The sequence below is a fragment of the Brevibacterium marinum genome (assembly GCF_011927955.1).
GTDB classification, from domain to species: Bacteria; Actinomycetota; Actinomycetes; order Actinomycetales; family Brevibacteriaceae; genus Brevibacterium; species Brevibacterium marinum.
In genome coordinates this window covers 2,702,964-2,724,894 of sequence record NZ_JAATJN010000001.1, presented here as the reverse complement: position 1 = coordinate 2,724,894, position 21,931 = coordinate 2,702,964, and the positions used below count along the sequence as shown (strand labels likewise).

18 protein-coding genes are annotated in these 21,931 nt (G+C 62.7%); 10 read left to right on the top strand and 8 right to left on the bottom strand.

Annotated elements, in window-relative coordinates:
- Window positions 1–16: 16 nt before the first annotated feature.
- Both BKA07_RS12060 and BKA07_RS12055 read right to left on the bottom strand, forming a co-directional pair.
- Window positions 17–523 (bottom strand): peptide deformylase, encoded by a 507-nt coding sequence (locus BKA07_RS12060; protein WP_167951098.1) that lies wholly within the window; start codon window positions 521–523, stop codon window positions 17–19.
- Window positions 516–3,917, bottom strand: a complete 3,402-nt coding sequence (locus BKA07_RS12055; RefSeq protein ID WP_167951097.1) for a pyruvate carboxylase — start codon at window positions 3,915–3,917, stop codon at window positions 516–518. The genes BKA07_RS12060 and BKA07_RS12055 overlap by 8 nt, the downstream gene beginning before the upstream one ends.
- A gap of 175 nt (window positions 3,918–4,092) precedes the next feature.
- Between BKA07_RS12055 and BKA07_RS12050 the strand changes: the two genes are divergently transcribed.
- Entirely contained in the window at window positions 4,093–4,905 is an 813-nt protein-coding gene (locus BKA07_RS12050) for an AAA family ATPase (RefSeq protein ID WP_167951096.1), read from the top strand.
- A 138-nt stretch (window positions 4,906–5,043) separates the two neighbouring features.
- On the opposite strand, the gene BKA07_RS12045 is transcribed toward BKA07_RS12050, so the two are convergent.
- Window positions 5,044–5,625, bottom strand: a complete 582-nt coding sequence (locus tag BKA07_RS12045) for a MerR family transcriptional regulator (protein WP_167951095.1) — start codon at window positions 5,623–5,625, stop codon at window positions 5,044–5,046.
- A 237-nt stretch (window positions 5,626–5,862) separates the two neighbouring features.
- Window positions 5,863–6,642 carry a 1-acyl-sn-glycerol-3-phosphate acyltransferase gene (locus tag BKA07_RS12040; protein ID WP_167951094.1) on the bottom strand — a complete coding sequence of 260 codons (780 nt, stop codon included), beginning with the start codon at window positions 6,640–6,642 and terminating at the stop codon, window positions 5,863–5,865.
- Between the two features lie 86 nt (window positions 6,643–6,728).
- Here BKA07_RS12040 and BKA07_RS12035 point away from each other — a divergent pair, with 86 nt between their 5' ends.
- The 3 genes from BKA07_RS12035 to BKA07_RS12025 all read left to right on the top strand — a co-directional run bounded on the left by BKA07_RS12035 (window position 6,729) and on the right by BKA07_RS12025 (window position 9,799).
- Complete coding sequence (locus BKA07_RS12035) at window positions 6,729–7,520, top strand: alpha/beta hydrolase (protein ID WP_167951093.1); 792 nt, start codon at window positions 6,729–6,731, stop codon at window positions 7,518–7,520.
- 29 nt (window positions 7,521–7,549) lie between these two features.
- Window positions 7,550–7,972 (top strand): hypothetical protein, encoded by a 423-nt coding sequence (locus BKA07_RS12030; protein WP_167951092.1) that lies wholly within the window; start codon window positions 7,550–7,552, stop codon window positions 7,970–7,972.
- Window positions 7,973–8,053: 81 nt separating this feature from the next.
- Window positions 8,054–9,799 (top strand): DEDD exonuclease domain-containing protein, encoded by a 1,746-nt coding sequence (locus BKA07_RS12025; protein WP_167951091.1) that lies wholly within the window; start codon window positions 8,054–8,056, stop codon window positions 9,797–9,799.
- Here BKA07_RS12025 and trpD read toward each other — a convergent pair.
- Complete coding sequence (trpD, locus tag BKA07_RS12020; protein WP_167951090.1) at window positions 9,767–10,888, bottom strand: anthranilate phosphoribosyltransferase; 1,122 nt, start codon at window positions 10,886–10,888, stop codon at window positions 9,767–9,769. The genes BKA07_RS12025 and trpD overlap by 33 nt on opposite strands.
- 179 nt (window positions 10,889–11,067) lie before the next feature.
- On the opposite strand from trpD, the gene ctaE reads away from it, so the two are divergent.
- From ctaE to istB, 6 genes are all read left to right on the top strand, one after another.
- Window positions 11,068–11,742 carry an aa3-type cytochrome oxidase subunit III gene (gene ctaE, locus BKA07_RS12015; RefSeq protein WP_209044249.1) on the top strand — a complete coding sequence of 225 codons (675 nt, stop codon included), beginning with the start codon at window positions 11,068–11,070 and terminating at the stop codon, window positions 11,740–11,742.
- 57 nt (window positions 11,743–11,799) lie between these two features.
- Window positions 11,800–12,585: a cytochrome bc1 complex diheme cytochrome c subunit gene (gene qcrC, locus BKA07_RS12010; protein ID WP_167951089.1), complete on the top strand. Its 786-nt coding sequence runs from the start codon at window positions 11,800–11,802 to the stop codon at window positions 12,583–12,585.
- 49 nt (window positions 12,586–12,634) lie between these two features.
- A complete protein-coding gene (gene qcrA, locus BKA07_RS12005; RefSeq protein WP_167951088.1) occupies window positions 12,635–13,678 on the top strand; it encodes a cytochrome bc1 complex Rieske iron-sulfur subunit in 1,044 nt (347 codons plus the stop codon).
- The gene (gene qcrB, locus BKA07_RS12000; RefSeq protein ID WP_167951087.1) at window positions 13,675–15,300 is read left to right on the top strand and encodes a cytochrome bc1 complex cytochrome b subunit; all 1,626 of its coding nucleotides are present in this window, start codon (window positions 13,675–13,677) and stop codon (window positions 15,298–15,300) included. Before qcrA ends, qcrB begins: the two co-directional genes overlap by 4 nt.
- Window positions 15,301–15,720: 420 nt before the next feature.
- The gene (gene istA / locus BKA07_RS11995; RefSeq protein WP_167950410.1) at window positions 15,721–17,247 is read left to right on the top strand and encodes an IS21 family transposase; all 1,527 of its coding nucleotides are present in this window, start codon (window positions 15,721–15,723) and stop codon (window positions 17,245–17,247) included.
- Window positions 17,247–18,023 (top strand): IS21-like element helper ATPase IstB, encoded by a 777-nt coding sequence (istB, locus tag BKA07_RS11990; RefSeq protein ID WP_167950409.1) that lies wholly within the window; start codon window positions 17,247–17,249, stop codon window positions 18,021–18,023. Before istA ends, istB begins: the two co-directional genes overlap by 1 nt.
- Window positions 18,024–18,858: 835 nt before the next feature.
- Here the strand turns inward: istB and ctaF are convergent.
- Genes ctaF through ctaC form a run of 3 tightly spaced genes read right to left on the bottom strand, consistent with a single transcriptional unit; the run spans window position 18,859 to window position 21,823 of the window.
- A complete protein-coding gene (gene ctaF, locus BKA07_RS11985) occupies window positions 18,859–19,260 on the bottom strand; it encodes an aa3-type cytochrome oxidase subunit IV (protein WP_167951086.1) in 402 nt (133 codons plus the stop codon).
- Complete coding sequence (ctaD, locus tag BKA07_RS11980) at window positions 19,257–20,954, bottom strand: aa3-type cytochrome oxidase subunit I (protein ID WP_167951085.1); 1,698 nt, start codon at window positions 20,952–20,954, stop codon at window positions 19,257–19,259. Before ctaD ends, ctaF begins: the two co-directional genes overlap by 4 nt.
- Window positions 20,951–21,823, bottom strand: a complete 873-nt coding sequence (ctaC, locus tag BKA07_RS11975) for an aa3-type cytochrome oxidase subunit II (RefSeq protein ID WP_167951084.1) — start codon at window positions 21,821–21,823, stop codon at window positions 20,951–20,953. The genes ctaD and ctaC overlap by 4 nt, the downstream gene beginning before the upstream one ends.
- Window positions 21,824–21,931: the final 108 nt, after the last annotated feature.

Below are 21,931 nucleotides of genomic sequence, written 5' to 3'. Positions count from 1 at the left end.
CTGTGTTCGTCCATGCTCACGGCTGTTTGGCCAGGAACCAATCCGAACCGCGGATGGCCTTCATCGCTTCTCGACGGCGGTCCGTGGGCAGGGTCTGGATGTAGACCTGACCGTCGAGGTGGGCGACCTCGTGCTGGAGCATCTGCGCGAAGACCTCCGTGCCGGAGATCTCGACCGGGGAGTTGTCCGCATCCACACCGCGCACACGGGCGAACTCGTAGCGCGGTGTGGGGAAGAACAGGCCCGGCACTGACAGGCACCCTTCCTCGATGTCACGTAGCGCTCCGCCGACCTCGACGACTTCGGGGTTGATGACGTACCCCGTACGGCCGTCGAGGTCGAAACCGAACGCCCGGACTCCGACTCCGATCTGTGGCGCCGCCACGGCAGCCCGTCCCTCTGGCAGAGACGTGTCCACGAGGTCCTGGGCCAAAGACTCCAGGCCCTCGTCGAAGACGGTGACCGGTGCGCACGGGCTGCGCAGCACCGGATCACCCCACAGTCGGATGTCGCGTTCAGCCATCGATGACCACCACGAGGTCGCCTCCCTCGAGCTGCTGGACGTCGCCGATCGCGACTCGGGTGACCGTGCCCGCGCTCTGGGTGGTGATGGAGGCTTCCATCTTCATGGCCTCGATCGTCGCAACCGCTGCACCGGCTTCGACCCGGTCGCCCTCTTTGACCTGCAACGTGACGACTCCGGCGAAGGGGCTGGCCACATGGCCGGAGTTCGACGGATCCGCTTTCTCCGCGGTCTTGACTTCGCTTTCGACGGAATGGTCTCTGACCTGCAGAGGACGCAGCTGACCGTTGAGGGTGAACATCACCGACCGCATTCCCCGTTCGTCGGTGCCGCTGATCGCCTGCACCCCGATGAGGAGGTCCTTGCCCTTCGCGAGTTCGACCGCGTGCTCTTCGCCTGCGGTCAGACCGTAGAGGTATTCGGAGGTCTCGACGACGGAGAGATCGCCGTAGTTGGCCCGCATCGACTCGAATTCCCTCGTCGGTCCGGGGAACAGGAGAGAGTTGAGCTTCGCCTGTCGTTCAGCGCCCGGTGTCTCCAGCGCCGCAGCATCCTCGGGATCGAGGTCTTCGGACACGGCTTTGTGCGCGCGCCCGGCCAGAGCCTTCGAACGGAACGGCTCGGGCCAACCGCCGGGGGGATCGCCGAGGTCGCCGTTGAGGAAGCCGATCACCGAATCCGGAATGTCGAACCTGTCAGGGTTCTCAGCGAACTCCTCCGGATCGACGCCGGCTCCGACGAGATGGAGAGCGAGGTCGCCGACGACTTTCGACGACGGGGTGACCTTGACCAGGTGGCCGAGGATCGAATCGGCCGCAGCGTACATGCGCTCGATCTCCTCGAACCGCTCCCCCAGGCCCAGCGCCACGGCCTGCTGGCGCAGGTTCGACAGCTGGCCGCCCGGAATCTCGTGCCGGTAGACGCGCCCCGTCGGTCCCGCCAATCCCGATTCGAATGGTGCATAGACCTTGCGCACCGATTCCCAGTACGGCTCGAGGTCGCTGACGGCGTCGAGGCTGATGCCCGTATCGCGTTCGGTGTTCTCGAACGCCGCGACCAGGGCCGACAGGCTCGGCTGGCTGGTGGTGCCGGCCATGGCGGCAGAGGCACCGTCGACTGCATCGGCACCCGCGGCCGCTGCGGCGCACAGAGTCGCCAACTGACCACCGGCGGTGTCGTGGGTATGGACGTGGACGGGCAGATCGAAGTTCTCCCGCAGCGCCGTGACGAGTTTCGTCGCGGCGGCCGGGCGGAGCAGGCCGGCCATGTCCTTGATCGCGAGTACATGGGCACCGGCGTCGACGATCTGCTCGGCCAGATTCAGGTAGTAGTCGAGCGTGTACAGCTCTTCGCTCGGATCGAGGATGTCCGAGGTGTAGCACAAGGCGACCTCGGCGATCGTGGTGTTCGTGGCCCTGACGGCGTCGATGGCCGGACGCATCTGCGAAACGTCGTTGAGGGCATCGAAGATGCGGAAGATGTCGATGCCCGTACGAGCGGCCTCGTCGACGAAGGCGTCGGTGACCTGAGTCGGGTACGGGGTGTAGCCGACGGTGTTGCGCCCGCGCAGGAGCATCTGCAGATTGATGTTGGGCACGGCCGTCCGCAGTGCCGCCAGCCGTTCCCAGGGATCCTCGCCGAGGAAGCGCAGTGCCACATCATAGGTGGCACCGCCCCAGGCCTCGATGCTCAGCAGCTCGGGCGTCATCCGGGACACGTGGCCGGCGACGGCCAGAAGATCACGGGTGCGCACGCGAGTGGCCAGCAGAGACTGATGGGCGTCGCGGAATGTGGTGTCGGTGACCGCCAGAGGGGTCTGGTTCCGCAGAGACTGAGCGAAGCCGACCGGTCCGGCCTCGAGGAGATGATCGCGGCTTCCCGGCCTCGGGTCCGTGCCGAGGTCGATATCGGGCAGCTTCTCGCCCGGGCGGATCCGGACGGTGGGCTCCCCATTGGGTCGGTTGACCGTGACGTCGGCGAGGTAGTCGAGGATCTTCGAACCGCGGTCCGCGCTCACACGAGCGTCGAGGAGATGCGGACGTTCCTCGATGAAGGAGGTGGCGAGGTCACCGGCGATGAACGAGTCATCCTCGAGCACCGCCCGCAGGAATCCGATGTTCGATGACACGCCACGGATGCGGAACTCTGCCAGAGCCCGTCGTGCGCGGGAGATCGCCTGACCGAAGTCGCGCCCACGGCACGTGAGTTTGACCAACATGGAATCGAAGTGGGCGCTGACCGAAGCACCGGCATGGACGGTTCCGCCGTCGAGACGCACGCCGGCTCCGCCTGCAGAGCGATAGGCGGTGATGGTCCCCGTGTCGGGCCGAAAGGCGTTGGCCGGATCTTCGGTGGTGATGCGGCACTGCAGGGCGGCGCCCTTGATCCGCATCTCGTCCTGGGTCAGACCGATCTCAGCCAGGGTGTCGCCCGAAGCGACGCGCATCTGGGATGCGACGAGGTCGATGTCCGTGATCTCCTCGGTGACGGTGTGCTCGACCTGGATGCGGGGGTTCATCTCGATGAAGACGTGCTGGCCCTTGCGCGGCCCATCGGTCTCGAGGAGGAACTCGACGGTTCCCGCGTTCTGGTACCCGAGTGCCTCGGCGAACTTCAGCGCATCTGTGTGAAGCGCATCGGCGATTGCCGGATCGAGATTGGGAGCCGGGGCGATCTCAACGACCTTCTGGTGGCGGCGCTGGACCGAGCAGTCGCGTTCGAAGAGATGAATCGCATTCGAATCGTTGTCGGCAAGGACCTGGACCTCGATGTGACGGGGACGCTGCACGGCCTGTTCGATGAAGACCGTCGGGTCGCCGAAGGCGCCCTCGGCTTCGCGCATCGCCGCCTTGAGAGCGTCTTCGAGCTGCGAGGATTCGGCCACGCGTCGCATTCCGCGACCACCGCCGCCTGCGACCGCCTTGACGAAGAGCGGATATTCCATGGATTCCGCGTCCGCGAGCAGCTGTGCGACGTCGGCAGAGGGACGGGTGGAGTCGAGTACGGGAATTCCGGCGCTGCGTGCGGCCGCCAGGGCCTGCACCTTGTTGCCGGCGAGCTCGAGGACATCGGCCTCGGGGCCGACGAAGGTGATTCCCGCCTCGTGACACGCACGTGCCAGATCGGGGTTCTCCGACAGGAAGCCGTAGCCGGGGTAGATGGCGTCCGCCCCGCACTCCCCGGCGACGCGAAGCATCTCCTCGACGCTGAGATAGGCACGCACGGGGTGCCCCTCCTCGCCGATCATGTAGGCCTCGTCGGCCTTCATCCTGTGTTCGGAGTTCCGATCCTCGTAGGGGAAAACAGCGACAGTGGAGGCACCGAGTTCGTACGCTGCACGGAACGCACGAACGGCGATCTCTCCACGATTTGCCACAAGAACTTTAGAGAACATCTGTGTCTCTCACTTCTGTATCGATCGCTCTTCGGCGATGTTCGACGGGCTGTCGAGGAACCACTCTACTCAGTGACCTGGAGCACTCTGATGCAGGGGGTCCCATTTCCGGTCGACTGCCACGCCCGGCGTGGTCGTGACGGCTCAGCCGCGCCCGATACGTTAACGTAGGAGGGTGCTTGTCCTAAGTATCAGCAGCCTCAAAGGCGGAGTCGGTAAGACGTCCGTGACACTCGGTCTTGCCTCGGCCGCTTACAACCGAGGAATTCCGACCTTGGCCGTCGACATAGATCCGCAAGCGGATTCGTCGACCGGCCTGGACGTCCCGACCTCGACACGGGTCGATATCGCCGATGTGCTCGCTGCCCCCAAGTCGGAGAAGATCCTGTCCGAGGCGATCATCCCCTCGGGGTGGGTGGGCGACAAGCTCGGTCATCTCGACGTGATCTCCGGCTCCCCCAGGGTCGCGGAATTCGATAGGCCCTCTTTGTCCGAGCGCTACCTTCGACGTCTCGAAGACGCTCTGAGCCGCGTGGCCAAGGGCTATCGCCTCGTACTCATCGACTGCCCGCCCAGCCTCAACGGACTCACACGAACCGCCTGGACGGCCAGCAACCGCGTCGCGGTGGTGACTGAGCCCAGCCTGTTCTCAGTGGCGGCGGCGGACCGTGCGCTCCGAGCGGCGGATGAGCTCCGCCAGCGGGGCACTTCGGAGATTCAACCGTTGGGACTCGTCATCAACCGGGTCCGTTCCGGATCCAATGAACACGACTATCGGATCGGTGAGATGCGGGAGATGTTCGGGCCGCTGGTCCTCAACCCTCCTCTGGCCGAACGTGCAGTGATGCAGCAGGCGCAGGGCTCGGCTCGCCCCATCCACTCCTGGCCGGGAAAACCGGCCGAGGAAGTGGCGACGTCTTTCGACACACTGCTCGAACGCGCCCTGCGCTCGGAGAACATCCGTTCACGCAAGGACACGAACCAATAAGTTCTGCCGGCTGGCAGAGACCCTGCCGGAATGCGCTGGTGCTGAATACGTTGATGGCCCGTCCGTTCGGACGGGCCATCAATTTCAGTCCCCCACTGCGTCCCATCAGGGACTGCCCTGACTTCGGGCGACGGTCGGTCAGCCGAGCTTCTGTGCCCTTCGCTGAGCGAGTTCGTCCATCTCCACGACGGTGGAGTCGTCTTCGGGGATGCGTTCGCTCGGCAGTTCCGAGAGGCTTCCCTCGACTTCGTTCCAGACGCGTCCGACGGCGATGCCGAAGACACCCTGTCCGCCCTGCAGAAGGTCGACGACCTCATCGGGCGAAGTGCATTCGAACACGCTGGCCCCATCCGACATGAGAGTGATCTGTGAGAGATCGCGGACACCGCGTGATCGCAGATGGTCGACCGCTGTGCGGATCGACTGCAGACCGACGCCGGTGTCGAGGAGCCGCTTGACGATCTTGAGGACGAGGATGTCACGGAAGCTGTAGAGCCGCTGACTGCCCGATCCCGTTGCATTGCGGATAGACGGAGCCACCAGGTCGGTGCGTGCCCAGTAGTCGAGGCGACGGTAGCTGATGCCGACGACATTGCACACGGTCGGACCACGGTAACCCGCCTCTTCGTCGAGGACGGGCAGATCGTCGTCGAACAGCAGTCCTTGGGCGGCTGGCGGTATCGGCGTCGTCTCGACGCTTTCATGACTTGAGCGGTTCACACCGACTCCTCCTTATAGTCCCTGGGGGAAGCGAGGTCGCTTTGAAGGGCAGAGAACATATCCATTCTAGCTCTCTTCTCAGCGAACCTACAGTGGGATTCAACAACTCCAAGCTATTCTCCCCGTCCGTCCAGGACAAACACCTCAAGGTAACGATTTGTGCGTGTCGCTGTTATCGCAGTATTCGAACAGAGCGATGGCGGAACCGGGACACTGCGAAAGCGCGGAAGAGAGTCCTCAGTCGGACTCGTCAGGGGCCTCATCGGCGCCCTCGGCGGTGGACCCCTTCTTCCGCTGATCGGCAGGCTTCGACCCCTCGGTCCTCTTCGGCTTGGAGCTCGTGAGCAGCTTCGTTTTGACGCTCGACGCGTATTTGTCCACGTATTCCTGGCCCGAGAGCCTCATGATCTCGTACATGATCTCGTCGGTGACCGAACGCAACAGGAACCTGTCCGCCGGCAGGCCCTCGTACTTCGAGAAGTCCATCGCGGAACCGAAGACGATTCCGACGCGCCGGAATTTCGGGATGAGTCGACCCGGGGGCTGGATCTTGTCGGTGCCGATGATCGCCACAGGGATCACAGGGGCGCCGGATTCGAGAACGAGGCGGGCGACGCCGGTGCGTCCACGGTAGAGCTTGCCGTCCGGTGAACGTGTCCCCTCTGGGTAGATCCCGAGGGAATTCCCCTCCCCGAGCACCTTGAGACCGGACTCCAAGGACGCCTGGGATCCGGTTCCGCCAGCTCTGTCCATCGGCAGCTGATTGTTGAGCTTGAAGAACCAACGGGTGACAGCGCCCTTGAGGCCGCGTCCCGTGAAGTAGTCCTTCTTGGCCAGATAGACCACCGGGCGAGGAGCGAGTAGGGGAACGAAGATCGAGTCCATGAAGTGGTTGTGGTTTCCGGCGATGATCGCGGGCCCGTCGGAGGGGAGGTTGTCCAGTCCCCGAACCCAGGGCCGGAAGAGCATCCGCAGTATGGGTCCGGCCAGGACTCGCTTGAGAAACCAGTAGAACACGAGCACCCTTCCCTGTCACGACTCTTTGTCGTCCTCGGACATCATATATCGACACCATAGGTGCGGATTCATGCCATGCTGAAGCTATGGAGATCGACTACTCACCGCAATCGGTGCCCACTGCACCTTACCGGCAGATGGCTGAGGAGTCAGACACTGCAGTGCTGTTTCTCCACGGGATCACCGGGTCGCCCGCCGCCTGGTTCCCCATCGCCCGAGCTCTCAGCGTTCGCCGACTCAGCGTCAGCGCGCCGCTGCTGCCGGGCCATGGCACTCGCTGGCAGGATCTCAACGCCACGACATGGTCCGACTGGCTGGAAGCGGCGAGGGTCGAGTTCGACGCCCTCTCGCGCGAGCACTCACGCGTCGTCGTGTCAGGACTGTCCATGGGCGGGGCTCTCGCACTGGCGCTCGGTGCCGGGGACTCGTCCCCTGCCGAACTGGTCCTGGTGAATCCGGCGCTGCACATCGACTCTCCTCTCACTCCCTTCCTGCCCGTTCTCAAGCACGTCGTGTCGTCGGTGCCGGCGATCGCCGGAGACATCGCCCATCCTGACCGATGCGAGTACGCCTACGACCGCACCCCCGTCGCGGCCATCGCCTCGTTCGCCTCTGCGCAGAGAAGGCTGTGCGAGGACCTGTGGCACGTCGAGTGCCCCGTCACCCTCCTCGTCTCCGGCCGCGATGGCGTCGTCGGCCCACGTACTCTGAGGACCCTGCGTGCCCACCTGCCCCGACGTCCTGAGATCGTGTCCTTGCGACGCTCCCAGCACGTGGCCACCTTGGACAATGATGCAGAGCTGATCGCCGAGGTGATCCTGACGAAGGCGAGGCCCTCCACTGCCGCACCGGAGGGCACCGCGGAGCACAGGGAATAGAGTCACCGAAGAGATTGCTGATAGAGGACATGGACGACGAGAAGAACGAGGACTGGCGCAACCAGGTTCCCGAGTCCGAACGGCTCGGCGATTCGTCGCGCGTCAGTGACCGTGATTGGGAGGACCTCGTCAATCAGATCGCCGAACCCAGCGCCATGATGGGCGACATGCCCGTCGATGAGGTCCGGGAACGCCTTGAAGAGGAGGAGCGGTGGGAGCCGGGGCCTGCAGAACCGATCGGTTGGCGCACCGCTTCACCGACCCTCGTGCTTTCAGTGATCGCGACCTTCGGAGCCGTCCTGCTGCTCCTCATCGGCACCGTCTTCTTCCGTCCGCTGCCAGGATGGTTCCTCCTGGTGGGCATCGCCGTCGGCCTCGGCGGGGCGGTGGGGCTCTTCTTCCATCTTCCCTCCAGTCGCTCGGGCGACGGTGACAACGGCGCCTCCGTGTGATGACACAGCCTCCGTGTGATGACACAGACCGGCGCCACGCCTTCTGCCGCGATGTCAGAGCCGGGTGACAGACTGTAGCCCATGTCCATCCCATTCGACCGAGCGCCCACAGCAACAACGGATACCCAACTGTCATTCGACAGCCTCGGCGCCCCGTTGCACGAGGTCACCTTCGTCATCGTCGACCTCGAGACGACCGGTACCAGCGCCGGAAAGTCGGAGATCACCGAGATCGGCGCCGTCAAGACCCGCGGGGGCGAGGTCCTCGGTGAGTTCCAGTCCCTGGTCAAGCCCGAGGAATCGGTGATCAGCCCGTTCGTGGCACGGCTGACCGGCATCACTCACGCCATGGTCGATGACGCGCCGTCGATTCGCTCGGTCCTGCCGAGCTTTCTGGAGTTCTCGCTCGGCTCGGTCCTGGTCGCCCACAATGCGCCCTTCGACATCGGCTTCCTCCGCTCGGCGTGTGAGAGGCTCGACTACCACTGGCCCCAGCCGACCGTCCTCGACACGGTCACCCTGTCCCGACGAGTCGTGGGCCGCGACGAGGTCCGCAACCACAAGCTGTCGACTCTCGCCGCCCATTTCGGAACCGAAGTCTCACCCGACCACCGAGCACTCTCCGACGCCCGGGCGACCGGCGAGCTGCTCCATCGTCTGCTCGAGCGCTTCGGCGGATACGGGATCACGACGCTCGAAGATCTGGCCGCGGTCAGACAAGCCGGGTGGGCGAAGCGGCAGGCCAAATCGCATCTGGCGAAGGGAGTGCCGGCCGAGCCCGGTGTGTACATGTTCCTCGATGGAACCAGGCGGGTTCTCTACATCGGAAAGTCGGGAAACATGGCCCGCCGTGTCCGTGGCTACTTCAATGCGTCGGAGAATCGCGGACGGATGGCTGAGATGATCACGGCAGCCCAGGAGGTCAGCTGCTTGCCGTGCGCCCATGCGCTCGAGGCCGAGGTTAGGGAGATCCGCCTGATCGGGGAACTCGCACCGCCGTACAATCGCCGGTCGAAGAATCCCGAACGCAATTCCTGGATCGTTCTCAGCGATGAGGAGTACCCGCGTCTGTCGGTCGTACGCTCGACCACGGCCCTTGAGAAGTCATCGGCCATACCCCTGGGCCCGTTCCGATCCCGCAAATCGGCCCAGGCGGTCAAGGAGCTCCTCGATACTCTCTACCCCGTCAAACGCTGCACGGCCAGGGTCACAGCTGCGACGCTCGCCGCGCACCGTCCATGCGTGAGTTCACAGGTCGGTCAGTGCGGAGGCCCCTGCGCAGGCGTGACCGACAGGCAGACGTACCTGTCCGGCATCGCGGATCTCTTCGACGCCATGGGCGGAGACTTCTCCTCGCTGCGCAGACTGTGCACCCAGCGCATGACCAGGCTGGCGTCCGAAGCCAGATATGAAACCGCCGCCGAAGTTCGAGACGCGATGCGCTCGGCCATGTCGACGGCGGCACGAGCCGAGTCCGCTCAAGCGCTGAGGGCCGTGCCCGAGATCCTTGCCCACTCCCCCGGGCCCGACGGCGGACTCGACCTCGCCGTCATCCGCCACGGCAAGCTGGCCGCCGCCTCGCACGTCCGTGGTTCTCGGGCAGTCGCGGATTCATCGGCGGCGATACGGGCGACCGCGGAATGGGTGCCTGCACCCGGTCCGTTCCCGGCGGACACCGATTCCCTGCCGGAGGAGACGCGCGTCCTGTCGCAGTGGCTGCAGACGGCCACCCTGATCACCGAGCAGGGAGCGTGGTCGCTCCCACGCTCCGGTGCCAACTTCCATGCACAGGAGTCAGGAACGGTTCGTCTCGGCGACGCGGTGTGAGACGGCGATGAGCTGATCGAGCTTCTGGGCACCCAGCCCCGCCTCGACCGTCTCCTCCGCGACGGTCAGTTTCGACGCCATCCGCTCGGTCAGCGTCCCCACGGCGGACTCGTCGGCGGCGACAAGCGCGGCTGCGGTGTTGATGAGGACGATATCGCGGACAGCGGACCTCTCGCCGTTGAGGACCGAACGGGTGATCGCCGCGTTGTCCTCGGGTCCACCGCCGCGCAGATCGTCCTTCGTTGCACGGGCGAAGCCGAGGTCCAGCGCATCGAAGGTCGTGTGTTCGACCTCGCCGTGACGAATCTCCCAGACGTCGTTGACATCGGTGTTGCTCAACTCGTCCAATCCGTCGCGGGAACGGAACACGACCGCCTGGTGTCCCCTCTTCGCCAGTGTGCCGACGACCAGCGGCGCCATCTGCGCATCGGCAACTCCGATCGCGGTGTGGCGGGCACGAGCAGGGTTCGTCAGGGGGCCGAGGATGTTGAAGGCGGTCGGGACGCTGATCTGTCGTCGAACCGCGGCAACGAACTGCATCGACGGATGGAAGACATTGGCGAAGCAGAACGCCAGACCGACCTCCTTCGCGATGATGCCCGTCTGTTCCGGCGTGATGTCGAACCGCACGCCGAGGGCCTCGAGGACGTCGGCCGAGCCCGAAGCGGAGGATGTCGCTCGATTGCCGTGTTTGACGACGCACTGACCGCTGGCGGAGATGATCATCGCAGCCGTCGAGGAGATGTTGGCCGTCTTGGCCCGGTCCCCTCCTGTGCCGACGATGTCGACGGAGTCCTCAAGACCCGGCAGCTTCACGGCATGGTCCATCATCGCGGAGACCAGACCTGCGATCTCCGCCACGGTCTCACCCTTGGTGTGGTGTGCGGCGAGAAATGCGGCCATTGTCACATCGGGCGTCTGACCGGACATGATCTGATCCATCGCCCATGACGCGGCGGACTCTTCAAGGTCCTGCTGATGCATCAGCGACATCAACAGCTCGGGCCAACTGTAGGTGGTGCCCTCAGGTGAGGTTCGGGACCCGGAAGCCGGTGCTTCCGGGGCTGTCGTGCGCGGTGTCTCCGTCATCCGAATGAACTCTCCTTATGAGCTGCCGCCACCCCCGACTGCGAGGTGGAACTTACCTGCGGCATCCTATCCTGTCTTCGACACGCGGATGCACGATGGAGAGAATACGAGACTCCGGCACCAAATCAAGGATTTCGCTACACGATGTAGAAAAATATTCACCGATTGCTGGGCAAAAGATGAAAACTCACCCCGAGACGAGTAATAATGGGGGTGTGTCAACTGCCACTGCATCTCAAACAGCGCCAGCACATCCGGTTGTCAATCGTCCGAATGTGACCACGGTGGGCTTCATCGTGTTCCTCGCGAGCGACCTGATGTTCTTTGCCGCGCTCTTCGCCATGTACTTCACCATTCGATCGGTCGTGCCGGAACTATGGGAGACTCAGACTCAGCTCCACGATATTCCCTATGCGCTCGGCAACACGCTGATTCTGGTGTCGTCTTCGTTCACATGCCAGCTTGGCGTCTTCGCGGCAGAGAGGTTCCGGCCGCGCCGGACAGGCTCTCTGTTCAACATCTCCAAATGGGGAATGGTTGAGTGGCTGTACCTCACATTCCTGCTGGGCGCGGTCTTCGTCGCCGGCCAGGTCATGGAGTACGCCACTCTGGTCAGTGAGGGCCTCTCCATCAACACGGATGGTTACGGCTCGGTCTTCTACCTGACAACCGGCTTCCACGGTATCCACGTGACCATCGGGCTCATCTGCTTCCTGCTCGTGATCGGACGCGCATACGGAGCCAAGAAGTTCGGTCATCACGAAGCCACATTCGCGATCTGCGTGTCCTACTACTGGCACTTCGTCGACGTTGTCTGGGTCGGCCTCTTCGGAGTCATCTATCTGCTCCAGTAGTCGGCTCGAGATGCTCGGCCCTTCGGACTCACAATATTTCAAGCAAAGGACGATCACGTGAAGCTTTTAGCAGATCGCCGCAGGCACCCCATGGCACTGGTTGTGCTGCTTCTGGTGGGCTTGCTGCTCACCGGCGGAGCTTATGCTCTCTTCACCCAGACTTCGAGCGCAAAGGCCGAGACAGCCAGTGCTTCGGACATCGACGCGGGCAAGAAGCTGTTCGCCGCCAACTGCGCAACATGTCACGGTCTCAACGGCGAGGGGTCGAAGTCAGGACCGGGCCTCGTCGGTGTCGGTGCCGCTGCCGTGGACTTCCAGGTCGGCACCGGCCGTATGCCCCTGCAGGCCAACGGTCCGCAGGCGCGCGCCAAAGAACCGCAGTTCGATGAGGAGCAGACCGCGCAGCTCGCCGCGTACGTCGCTTCCTTGGGGCCCGGACCAGCGATTCCAGAGGACGAGAACCTCGACGCTTCCAAGGGCGACCCTGCTGCGGGCGGCAGCCTGTTCCGCACCAACTGTGCGATGTGCCACAACGTGGTCGGTGCCGGCGGCGCTCTGACGCGAGGCAAATACGCTCCGAATCTGTCGGAAGTGTCCGACAAGCACCTCTACGAGGCAATGCAGACCGGACCGCAGAACATGCCGATCTTCAACGACGCGAACCTGACACCCGACGACAAACGCGATGTGATCGCCTACGTCAACGAGGTCACCGGAAAGCCCTCTCCCGGCGGATTCAAGCTCGGATCGCTGGGGCCAGTGGCCGAGGGCCTCTTCATCTGGTTCTTCGGACTCAGCGCGGTCATCGGACTGACAGTGTGGCTGTCATCCAGGTCGAAGTGAGTCTGTCAATGTCGTTCAGTAACCACCACGAGAAAAGACGGGGAATTCAATGACCTCGAAAGACCACTTCGGCGGCGGCAGCCAGCTCGAGGAATTGAATGGGTTCACGAACCCGGGGCTGCCAGAACACAAGCCGCGGATCGCCGACAAGGATCCGAAGGCTGCGAAGGTCGCCGAACGCCAGGTGGCGTTGTGGTTCGTCCTGTCGATGGTCGGAACCATCTGGTTCATCGTCTCCTACTTCCTGTTCACCCCGGGCGAGACGATGCAGAGCATCCGACTGCACAACACCTCGGTGGGTCTCGGTGCCGCCGTGGCGATGTTCTCCATCGGTGCAGGCGCTGTGCTGTGGGCGAAGAACCTCATGAGCGACCACGAGGGCATCGACGAACGCCATGACATCGGCGGCAGTGAAGAGGATCAGGCAGTTGCACTCGAGATCCTCCATCAGGCCAAGGAGGAGTCGGGAATCGCTCGCCGCCCTCTCCTGCGCAATACCCTGATCGCCGCACTGGCCATCGCACCCCTGCCCGCTGTCCTCGTCTTCCGCGACCTGGGCCCGCTGCCCGGCGACAAGATGTTCACTACGCTGTGGGACAAAGGTGTGCGCCTGATTCAGGACCCGGGCGGGGTTCCGTCTGCCGAATCCGAACGCCCCATCAAAGCGGACGACGTCACCATCGGCTCTGCCTACCATGTGCTGCCTTCGGGCATCGGCGATGAAGAGGCCAGCGAGCACCCGCTCAATGAGAAGGCCAAGGCCGCAGTTCTCCTCATGCGCATTGACCCCAAGGAACTCCACGAGGATCCGGATCGCAAGGATTGGTCTCACGACGGCATCGTCGCGTACTCCAAGATCTGCACCCACGTCGGTTGCCCTGTCGCACTGTATGAGCACCAGACGCACCACCTGCTCTGCCCATGCCACCAGTCGACATTCGATGTGACCGAACACTGCAAGGTCATCTTCGGCCCGGCCAAGCGTCCATTGCCACAGCTGCCCATCTCGGTCGACGGCGAAGGCTACCTGGTCGCACAGTCGGACTTCCCTGAGCCCGTCGGACCTACGTTCTGGGAGATCAATCACCCATGAGTACTACACAACCCACAACTACAGTCGGGAAGGCCGCGAACTTCACCGAAACACGAGTCGGGGCTTCGGTCCTGGTGCGCGAATTCGGGCGGAAGATCTTTCCCTCCCACTGGTCGTTCATGCTCGGTGAGGTTGCCCTCTACAGCTTCGTCATCGTCATTCTCTCCGGAACGTTCCTGACCTTCTTCTTCACTCCAGCAATGGGCGAGATGCATTATGAGGGACCGTGGGCACCGCTGCGCGGTGTCGAGATCTCGGAAGCATACAATTCGACCCTCGCGATCTCGTTCGAGATCCGCGGAGGCCTGTTCATCCGCCAGATGCACCACTGGGGCGCACTTCTGTTCGTGGCCGCGCTGAGCATTCACATGCTGCGTGTCTTCTTCACCGGCGCCTTTCGCCGTCCCCGCGAACTCAACTGGATCGTCGGCGTACTCTTGGTCATCATGGGCATGGCTGCCGGTTTCACGGGCTATTCGCTGCCCGACGACCTGCTGTCAGGAAATGGCCTGCGAATCATCGACGGCATCGTCAAATCGTTGCCCTTGGTCGGCACGTACCTTTCGTTCTTCATCTTCGGCGGAGAGTTCCCGGGCACCGACATCGTCGCACGGCTCTATTCGCTGCACATCATGATCGTTCCTGCGCTGCTGATCGCTCTGATCGGCATTCACCTGGTGTTCGTGGTCGTTCACAAGCACACGCAGTATCCCGGAGCCGGCAACACCGAGAAGAACGTGGTGGGAGAGCCGGTTATGCCGACGTTCGCCGCCAAGGGCGGAGGATTCTTCTTCCTCATCTTCGGTCTCATCTCACTGATCTCGGCCCTGTTCACGATCAACCCGATCTGGAACTACGGTCCCTACGATCCATCACCTGTGTCGGCAGGCACCCAGCCCGACTGGTACATCGGCTGGGCGGACGGGTTCCTGCGCATCGTTCCGGGCTGGCTCGAGTTCTACATCGCCGGATGGCCGATCTCGCTGAATATCAACAGTGCCGTCATCGTCATGGGTGGCCTCTTCGCCGTGATGTTCGTCTATCCGTTCTTCGAGTCCTGGCTGCTCAAGGACAAACGCGAACATCACATCCTGGATCGTCCGCGCAACAACCCGACGCGCACGGCCATCGGAGTCGCAGGAGTCATCTTCTATTGCAACATGTGGGCTGCGGCCTCGGGCGACATCATCGCTGTCTTCTTCCAGATGTCACTCAACGACATGATCTACATCTTCCGTGCCGTGTTCTTCCTCGGGCCGATCATCGGCTACCTGATCACGAAGCGCATGTGCATCGCTCTGCAGCGCAAGGATCGCGAAATCGCCCTGCACGGACGAGAGACGGCGAACATCATCCGACTCCCCCATGGCGAGTTCCTGGAGCGTCACGAGGCACTGCCTCCGCACAAGCTCTGGAAGCTGACCGCATTCGAATCGCCGACCTACACTCCGGCCGAGCCGAACGCCGAAGGCAAGATCACCGGTTTGGAGAAGTTCCGAGCGCGACTGTCGAAGTTCTTCTTCGAAGATCGCGTGGCGCCTGTGACCAAACAGGAGCTCGAAGCCTCGCATCATGACCATGACTCCGTCGAGAGTGGCGGTCAGGGCCAGCTCGGATACTGATCATGTGATTGTTCAGGCTCGATTCCTGAGCACGCGCCATTGAGCCTGAGGGCCCAGCAGATTCTGCTGGGCCCTCAGTGCTGGCAGATCTCCCCTGGCACACGATGGGCATGGTGATGTGTGGTTTCCCGAAATGGCCTGTGGGCACCAGCGCCGTTGTCTTTCGGTGTCACCGCACCCAGCACCGGTGCCACCACACCCCGTACGACCCCACTGTTAGCGGCCATGGAAAACTGCCCATAGGCGGACAGTAGAATCGCCCACTCCTGGCCAGTAGAACTGCCCAGTGGCGGCCATATTTTCTGCCCATCCGACTCACGAAGAAGCCCTTGTGACAAGGGCACGGCCCCGAACCGTTTCTCGGAGATGATGACGGTGTCTAATCGATCAGCATCACCACGGGAGGGGCCGGGGCCGCATATGAAGTCTGACGGAGAAATCATGGAAATTCTAGAAGCGTTCGACACGACAGGGTCGTACCGGGCAGCCGCGGAACTGGCGGGATGCTCTCATCACACAGTCAAAGCCCACGTGCAGGCCCGTGACCGGGGCCGGCCCGTGGCAACACCAACCCGACGTGAGCGTGTCACCGATGCGTACATGGACAAGGTCATCGAACTCGTGACTCGTTCAGGAGGAAGAATCCGAGCCGATAAGGTCCACCAGCGACTGGTCAAGCTCGGCTACCCGGGGTCGGAGAGGTCGACGCGTCGGGCGGTCGCCGAAGCGAAACGCACCCATGAGAAGGCCGGGCGGCGGGTGCATCGGCCCTGGGTGGCAGAGCCCGGGCTATGGCTGCAATACGACTATGGTGACGGGCCTGTCGTCGCGGGAGTCAAGACGGTGTTATTCATCGCCTGGCTGGCGTTTTCGAGATTCCGAGTCGTGATCCCGTTGCGGGACAAGACGCTGCCATCGGTGTTCATGGCCCTGGACCGGACGTTTCGGCTCATCGGTGGCATCCCGACTTATGTCCTCACGGATAACGAGAAGACGGTCACGACGATGCACATCGCCGGGGTGCCGGTGCGCAATCGCGACACGGTTTCGTTCGCCAAGTACTACGGGGCCACGGTGCTTACGTGTGAACCGGCTGATCCCGCGTCGAAGGGCGGGGTCGAACGGTCAGTGCAGATCGCGAAGGCAGATCTGGTGCCCACAGCCACGAATCTCCTTCACGGCTACGATTCATTCGCCGAGCTCGAAGCCGCCTGCCAGGCATTCATGACCGAAGTCAATGGGAAAGAGCATCGGGTGACGAAGAGACGCCCGATCGATCTGGTCGATGATGAGCGGTCGGTGATGCATGCGGTGCCCGGGCGGGCACACACCATCGCGTTCGGCCTGTCGCGGAAAGTGCCGACCAATACGCCGATGGTGGCCTTCGAATCGGGCCAGTACTCGGTACCGCATGCGCTGATGGGCAGCGAGGTCTTCGTCCGGGTGCAGGGAGTCGCTGATGGTGAACAGATCGTCATCGTCGCACCAGGATCCGATGGGTTTGAGGAAGTGGCTCGCCACGGGCGAGCCCGGCCAGGATCGCCGAAGATCAATGACCGGCATTTCCCGACCGATGCCACCCAGAAAGTGCCGGGAGTCTACGCGATCAGGGCGAAGAATCAGGACGAAGAAGAGTTCCTGGCCATTGGGCATGGCGCGCATGAATGGTTGAGAGAGGCTGCCGCGGTTGGAGCATCGCGGATGCGGCAGAAGATGACAGAGGCGGTGGCGTTGTCCCGGTTGCACGGCGGTGACGTTGTCGACGAGGCGTTGGGCACTGCTGCCGCCTATGGACGATTCGCCACCGGTGATGTGGCATCACTGCTGGTCAACCGGGTCGATGCGCATGCCCGAAGTGCTGATGAAGAGTCCTCCCTGGCTCAGGGCACCGGCGGGTGGCAGGCGATGGGCAATCAGCGGGTCAGCGCCGATGGCGGGGAGGTGTGATGGCGATCATTCATGAAACGCCCGTGTTGGATGCTGAGGTCGAGGCGCTGATGCGGCGGCTGAAAATGCCGTATGCGCGCACCCTGGCCCCGGAGCTGCTGGCCACGGCGAAAGCTCAACGGTGGGAGCCTGTCGAAGTGGTGCGGGCCCTTCTGGTTGAGGAGTCTCGTGGCCGGTCGGCGGCGATGCTGGCCAACCGGCGCAAACAGGCCGGTTTCCCCACGGGCAAGACGTTTGAATCCTGGGATGAGGACGTGTCATCGATTCCGACACCGACGCAGCAGGCACTGTCGACACTGGAGTGGGTGGCCCGGAAGGAGAACCTGGCGGTGTGTGGGCCGGCCGGGACGGGTAAATCGTTCTTCCTGGAAGCGCTGGGGCACAAGATCATTGATGAGGGCGGGCGAGTGTCCTGGCTGAGGTTGGAGGACTTGGGCGCGCTGATCCGTGCTCATCGTCCCGATGATGCGGTGACGAAGACCGTGGAGCGGTTGCTGCGAGCCGATCTGGTCGTCGTTGACGATATCGGGTTGCTGCCGGTCAGCGAGGATGCTGCCGAGGGGCTGTATCGGCTTGTCGATGCTGCTTATGAGAAACGCTCGATCGCGATCTCATCGAATCTACATCCGGCGGCATTTGACCAGCTGATGCCCAAGACCGTAGCCACAGCCACCGTCGATCGCCTCCTTCATCATGCTCACCTGGTTCAGACCAGTGGCGAATCGATTCGGTTGAGCCAGGCTGTTTCTGGTGCGGGGGTGGTCGCCTTGAACTGAGGGTGATCGAGCCCGGTGGCCACGACCAGACACGAGTTTCGGATGGGCAGAAATCGTGGCCACCTATGGGCAGTTCTGCTGGCCGCCCATGGGCAATTCCCACTGGCCGTTGACACCCCACACGGGCCCTTCACATCTATGCTCTGCCGCCCACCGCCCCGGGGAGCCACTTCGGCGTTCCACAATGCTGCGTGAAGTTCCCAGGCGATGCGAACTGCATCTACACACGCTGGCTCAGCCACACGCGAAGGAAGCGGCGAGTCGGCAGTCCCCGATTCGGCGTAGCCCCGACAGTCTGCGCGGCGCACGGCAGCCTCCGCAACGGATCAACGCCCTGCCGCGGAGCGCCGCCTTGCCTCGGAGCTGTGCACAGCTCCGGGAGGCGTTCTCACAGTCCCCGGAAGCGTTCTGAAATGCCGTGGCCCCGCGCACACCATTGTCGACTACTTGTGAGGGCTACTGAACCCTCGACGCGCTGGTGCCGCAAGACGCGATCGGCGGACCCCAATGACGTGAATATTCACGGCCTTCGGGAATTGCCACGGCCTCCACGACACGTACCCGCTGTCGACCACCGAACTTGCCCACGAACGGCCACACACCCGTGCTGTACGACGGCGGGATCGCGGGCACCGTGAGCGGATTATGGGTGGCGACGGGCGCAGGTCCATCACCACACCAAGGCACCTGCAAGAGGCCCTGCACCAGTGTCCGAAGCCGAGACGACCGATGAGACTCCGCAACGACATCGCGCATGAATAGACCGCTGGCCCGGACTCAGATGAGTACGGGCCAGCGGTCTGTTATCTGGTGGAAGCCTCAGCTTCTCCGCGGATCAGTGGGCGTGGTCCCCACGGTCGTGTTCGAAGGCGAGGCCGACGAGGGCGACGAGCCCGAGAAGAGCACCGAAGGGGAAGATCCACCATCCCATGGCAATTCCGTAGAACGACACTGCGGCCGCTCCGGCACATGCAATCGGCCACCAGCTCCACGGGCTGAAGAAACCGTAGTCGGCATCGGCATCGGAGATCTCGGCATATTCAGCATCCTGAGGCTGGCGACCGACGCGACGGTCGGTCAGCCACAGGTAGACGCCGATCATGCCGGACATGAAGCCGGTGAGAAGCAGCGCAGGGAATCCGACCATCTCGGTGAACTCCGTGTAGAGACCGTAGATGAACGCCACGACGACGAAGAACACGGCATTGACCAGGAACAGGGTGATCGATGACTTCACTTGACGTTACCTCCGGCGAGTTGCGGTTCAGCGGTGCCATGCCCGGCGTATTCGAGCAGCTCCGGATGGTTCACGTCGAACGCCGGACGCTCCGAGCGGATGCGAGGCAGAGAGGTGAAGTTGTGGCGGGGAGGTGGGCAGGAAGTCGCCCATTCCAGAGAACCGCCATAGCCCCACGGATCATCGACTGTGACCTTCGGTGCATTGCGAGCCGTGATCCACACGTTCCAGAAGAACGGAACCATCGACAGACCCAGGATCATTGCGCCGACCGTGGAGACCTGGTTCATCCAGGTGAAGCCATCCTGCGGCAGGTAGTCCGCGTAACGACGCGGCATACCATCGACACCCAACCAGTGCTGAACGAGGAAAGTGCCATGGAAGCCGATGAACAGCATCCAGAAGTGGATGTGTCCGAGCTTCTCGTTGAGCATCCTTCCGGTCCACTTCGGCCACCAGAAGTAGAAACCGGCGAACATCGCGAACACGACGGTGCCGAAGACCACGTAGTGGAAGTGCGCAACGACGAAGTAGGTGTCGGAGACCTGCATATCAAGTGCGGGGCTGGCCAAGATGACACCGGTGAGACCGCCGAACAGGAAGGTGACGAGGAAGCCGAGGGACCAGACCATCGGGGTCTCGAAAGTGATCGACCCTCGCCACATCGTGCCGATCCAGTTGAAGAACTTCACTCCCGTCGGAATGGCGATCAACATCGTCATGAACGCGAAGAACGGAAGAGCGACGACACCGGTGACGTACATGTGGTGAGCCCACACTGTTACGGACAGGGCGGCGATCGCAATCGTAGCGAAGACCAGCTCCTTGTAGCCGAAGACCGGCTTCCGGCTGAAGACAGGGAAGATCTCGGTGACGATGCCGAAGAACGGCAGGGCGATGACATAGACCTCAGGGTGACCGAAGAACCAGAACAAGTGCTGCCAGAGGATCGGTCCCCCATTGCCGGGGCTGAATACATGCGATCCCAGTATTCGGTCCGATCCCAGGACGAGCAGAGCCGCCGCGAGGGGCTGGAAGGCCATGAGGACCAGAATGCCGGTGATGAGCACGTTCCAGGTGAAGATGGGCATCCGGAACATGGTCATACCAGGGGCACGCATCGTGATCACGGTGGTGATGAAGTTGACCGAACCGAGGATCGTTCCGATTCCCTGCAGGGCCAAGCCGAGAACCCAGAGGTTGCCGCCGGCACCCGGTGTGAACGTCGTATTGCTCAGCGGCGCGTACGCAGTCCAACCGAACGACGCCGCACCCTGAGGAGTGAGGAAGCCGGAGAGGGCGATGAGCGAGCCGAAGAGGAACATCCAGAAGGCGAAGGCATTCAGACGTGGGAATGCCACGTCCGGGGCACCGATCTGCAGAGGCATGATGACGTTGGCGAAACCGGCGAACAGAGGAGTCGCAAACATCAGCAGCATCAGAGTGCCGTGCATCGTGAACAGCTGGTTGTACTGCTCCTTGGTCTCAATGATCTGCATGCCCGGGTCGAAGAGCTCGAGACGGATGATGAGCGCCATGACGCCGCCGACACAGAAGAAGATGAACGACGCGATGAGGTACAGGTACCCGATCGTCTTATGGTCGGTCGACGTGATCCAGTCGACGATGATCTTTCCCTTGCTCCGCGGAACGACCGGGGCGTCAAGGGCCGACTGATTCATCGTTGCGGTCATTTTTCAGCACCTTCTTTCGGGTACCAGTTGCGATCGTACTCAGGACCGAGCTGACCGGTGTTGCCTTGGTCGGCGAGTGACTGGGTGTAGTCCTCGAACTCCTCCTGGGAGACGACCTTCACATTGAAGAGCATCTCGGAGTGGTATTCACCGCAGAGCTCGGCGCACTTGCCCACGTACTCGCCTTCCTTCTCCGCGCGCAGATGCAGACTCTGGTCGTGACCAGGAATCATGTCGCGCTTCTCGAGGAATGCGGGCACCCAGAACGAGTGGATGACATCGCGTGAATGCAGTTTGATCTCGAGGTCGGTGTCGACGGGGAGGTAGAGGGTCGGTGCCTTCTCCCCCGGCTCCTCGCTGCCGTTGAGGTGGACCTGTGTTCCAGCGAAGTACACATCTTGATTGACGTAGTTGAAGTCCCATGCCCACTGTTTGGCGCCGACTTCGATGACCTGATCACCCGGTGTGGTGTCGTCGGTCGTCTGCTCCATGACCTGGACGCTCTGGAAGAAGAATCCGAGGACCAGGATGACAGGAGTGACGGTGAACAGGATTTCGATGGGCATACTGTAGCGCAGCTGCACAGGCAGTCCGCGATCGTTCTTGCGGCGGCGGTAGGCGACCATCGACCACAGAATGAGCCCCCACACGATCAGCCCCACGATCAGCAGGGCGATCCATGCACCGTTCCACAGCGAGGTATACGCCTCTGTGTGGTTGGTGGCGCCCTTTGATTCGGCGGGGAAGAATCCTGTGGAGACCTGCTCTTTCGTGCAGCCGGACAGCAACGCCAGTACAGCGACGGCGCCCAGAGTGCCGAGCCGCTTCGCCCAGGACCTTCCCGGTCCTGCCTGATTCGGAGAATCCACGTGCAGCCTTTCACAACCTTCTTCGTCCTACGGGGCCCGTAGGACGAATTCTTACTTTGTCACTCCCCAGAGTACCGCTACAAGCGGTAGAAATTCACATGCGAATGA

Excerpts from the sequence above, each read along its gene's own strand:
- BKA07_RS12060 (WP_167951098.1), bottom strand. The coding sequence starts at position 523 with ATGGCTGAACGCGACATCCGACTGTGGGGTGATCCGGTGCTGCGCAGC.
- BKA07_RS12055 (WP_167951097.1), bottom strand. The coding sequence starts at position 3,917 with ATGTTCTCTAAAGTTCTTGTGGCAAATCGTGGAGAGATCGCCGTTCGT.
- BKA07_RS12035 (WP_167951093.1), top strand. The coding sequence starts at position 6,729 with ATGGAGATCGACTACTCACCGCAATCGGTGCCCACTGCACCTTACCGG.
- BKA07_RS12030 (WP_167951092.1), top strand. The coding sequence starts at position 7,550 with ATGGACGACGAGAAGAACGAGGACTGGCGCAACCAGGTTCCCGAGTCC.
- BKA07_RS12025 (WP_167951091.1), top strand. The coding sequence starts at position 8,054 with ATGTCCATCCCATTCGACCGAGCGCCCACAGCAACAACGGATACCCAA.
- trpD (WP_167951090.1), bottom strand. The coding sequence starts at position 10,888 with ATGACGGAGACACCGCGCACGACAGCCCCGGAAGCACCGGCTTCCGGG.
- ctaE (WP_209044249.1), top strand. The coding sequence starts at position 11,068 with ATGAAAACTCACCCCGAGACGAGTAATAATGGGGGTGTGTCAACTGCC.
- qcrA (WP_167951088.1), top strand. The coding sequence starts at position 12,635 with ATGACCTCGAAAGACCACTTCGGCGGCGGCAGCCAGCTCGAGGAATTG.
- qcrB (WP_167951087.1), top strand. The coding sequence starts at position 13,675 with ATGAGTACTACACAACCCACAACTACAGTCGGGAAGGCCGCGAACTTC.
- istA (WP_167950410.1), top strand. The coding sequence starts at position 15,721 with ATGAAGTCTGACGGAGAAATCATGGAAATTCTAGAAGCGTTCGACACG.
- istB (WP_167950409.1), top strand. The coding sequence starts at position 17,247 with ATGGCGATCATTCATGAAACGCCCGTGTTGGATGCTGAGGTCGAGGCG.
- ctaD (WP_167951085.1), bottom strand. The coding sequence starts at position 20,954 with ATGACCGCAACGATGAATCAGTCGGCCCTTGACGCCCCGGTCGTTCCG.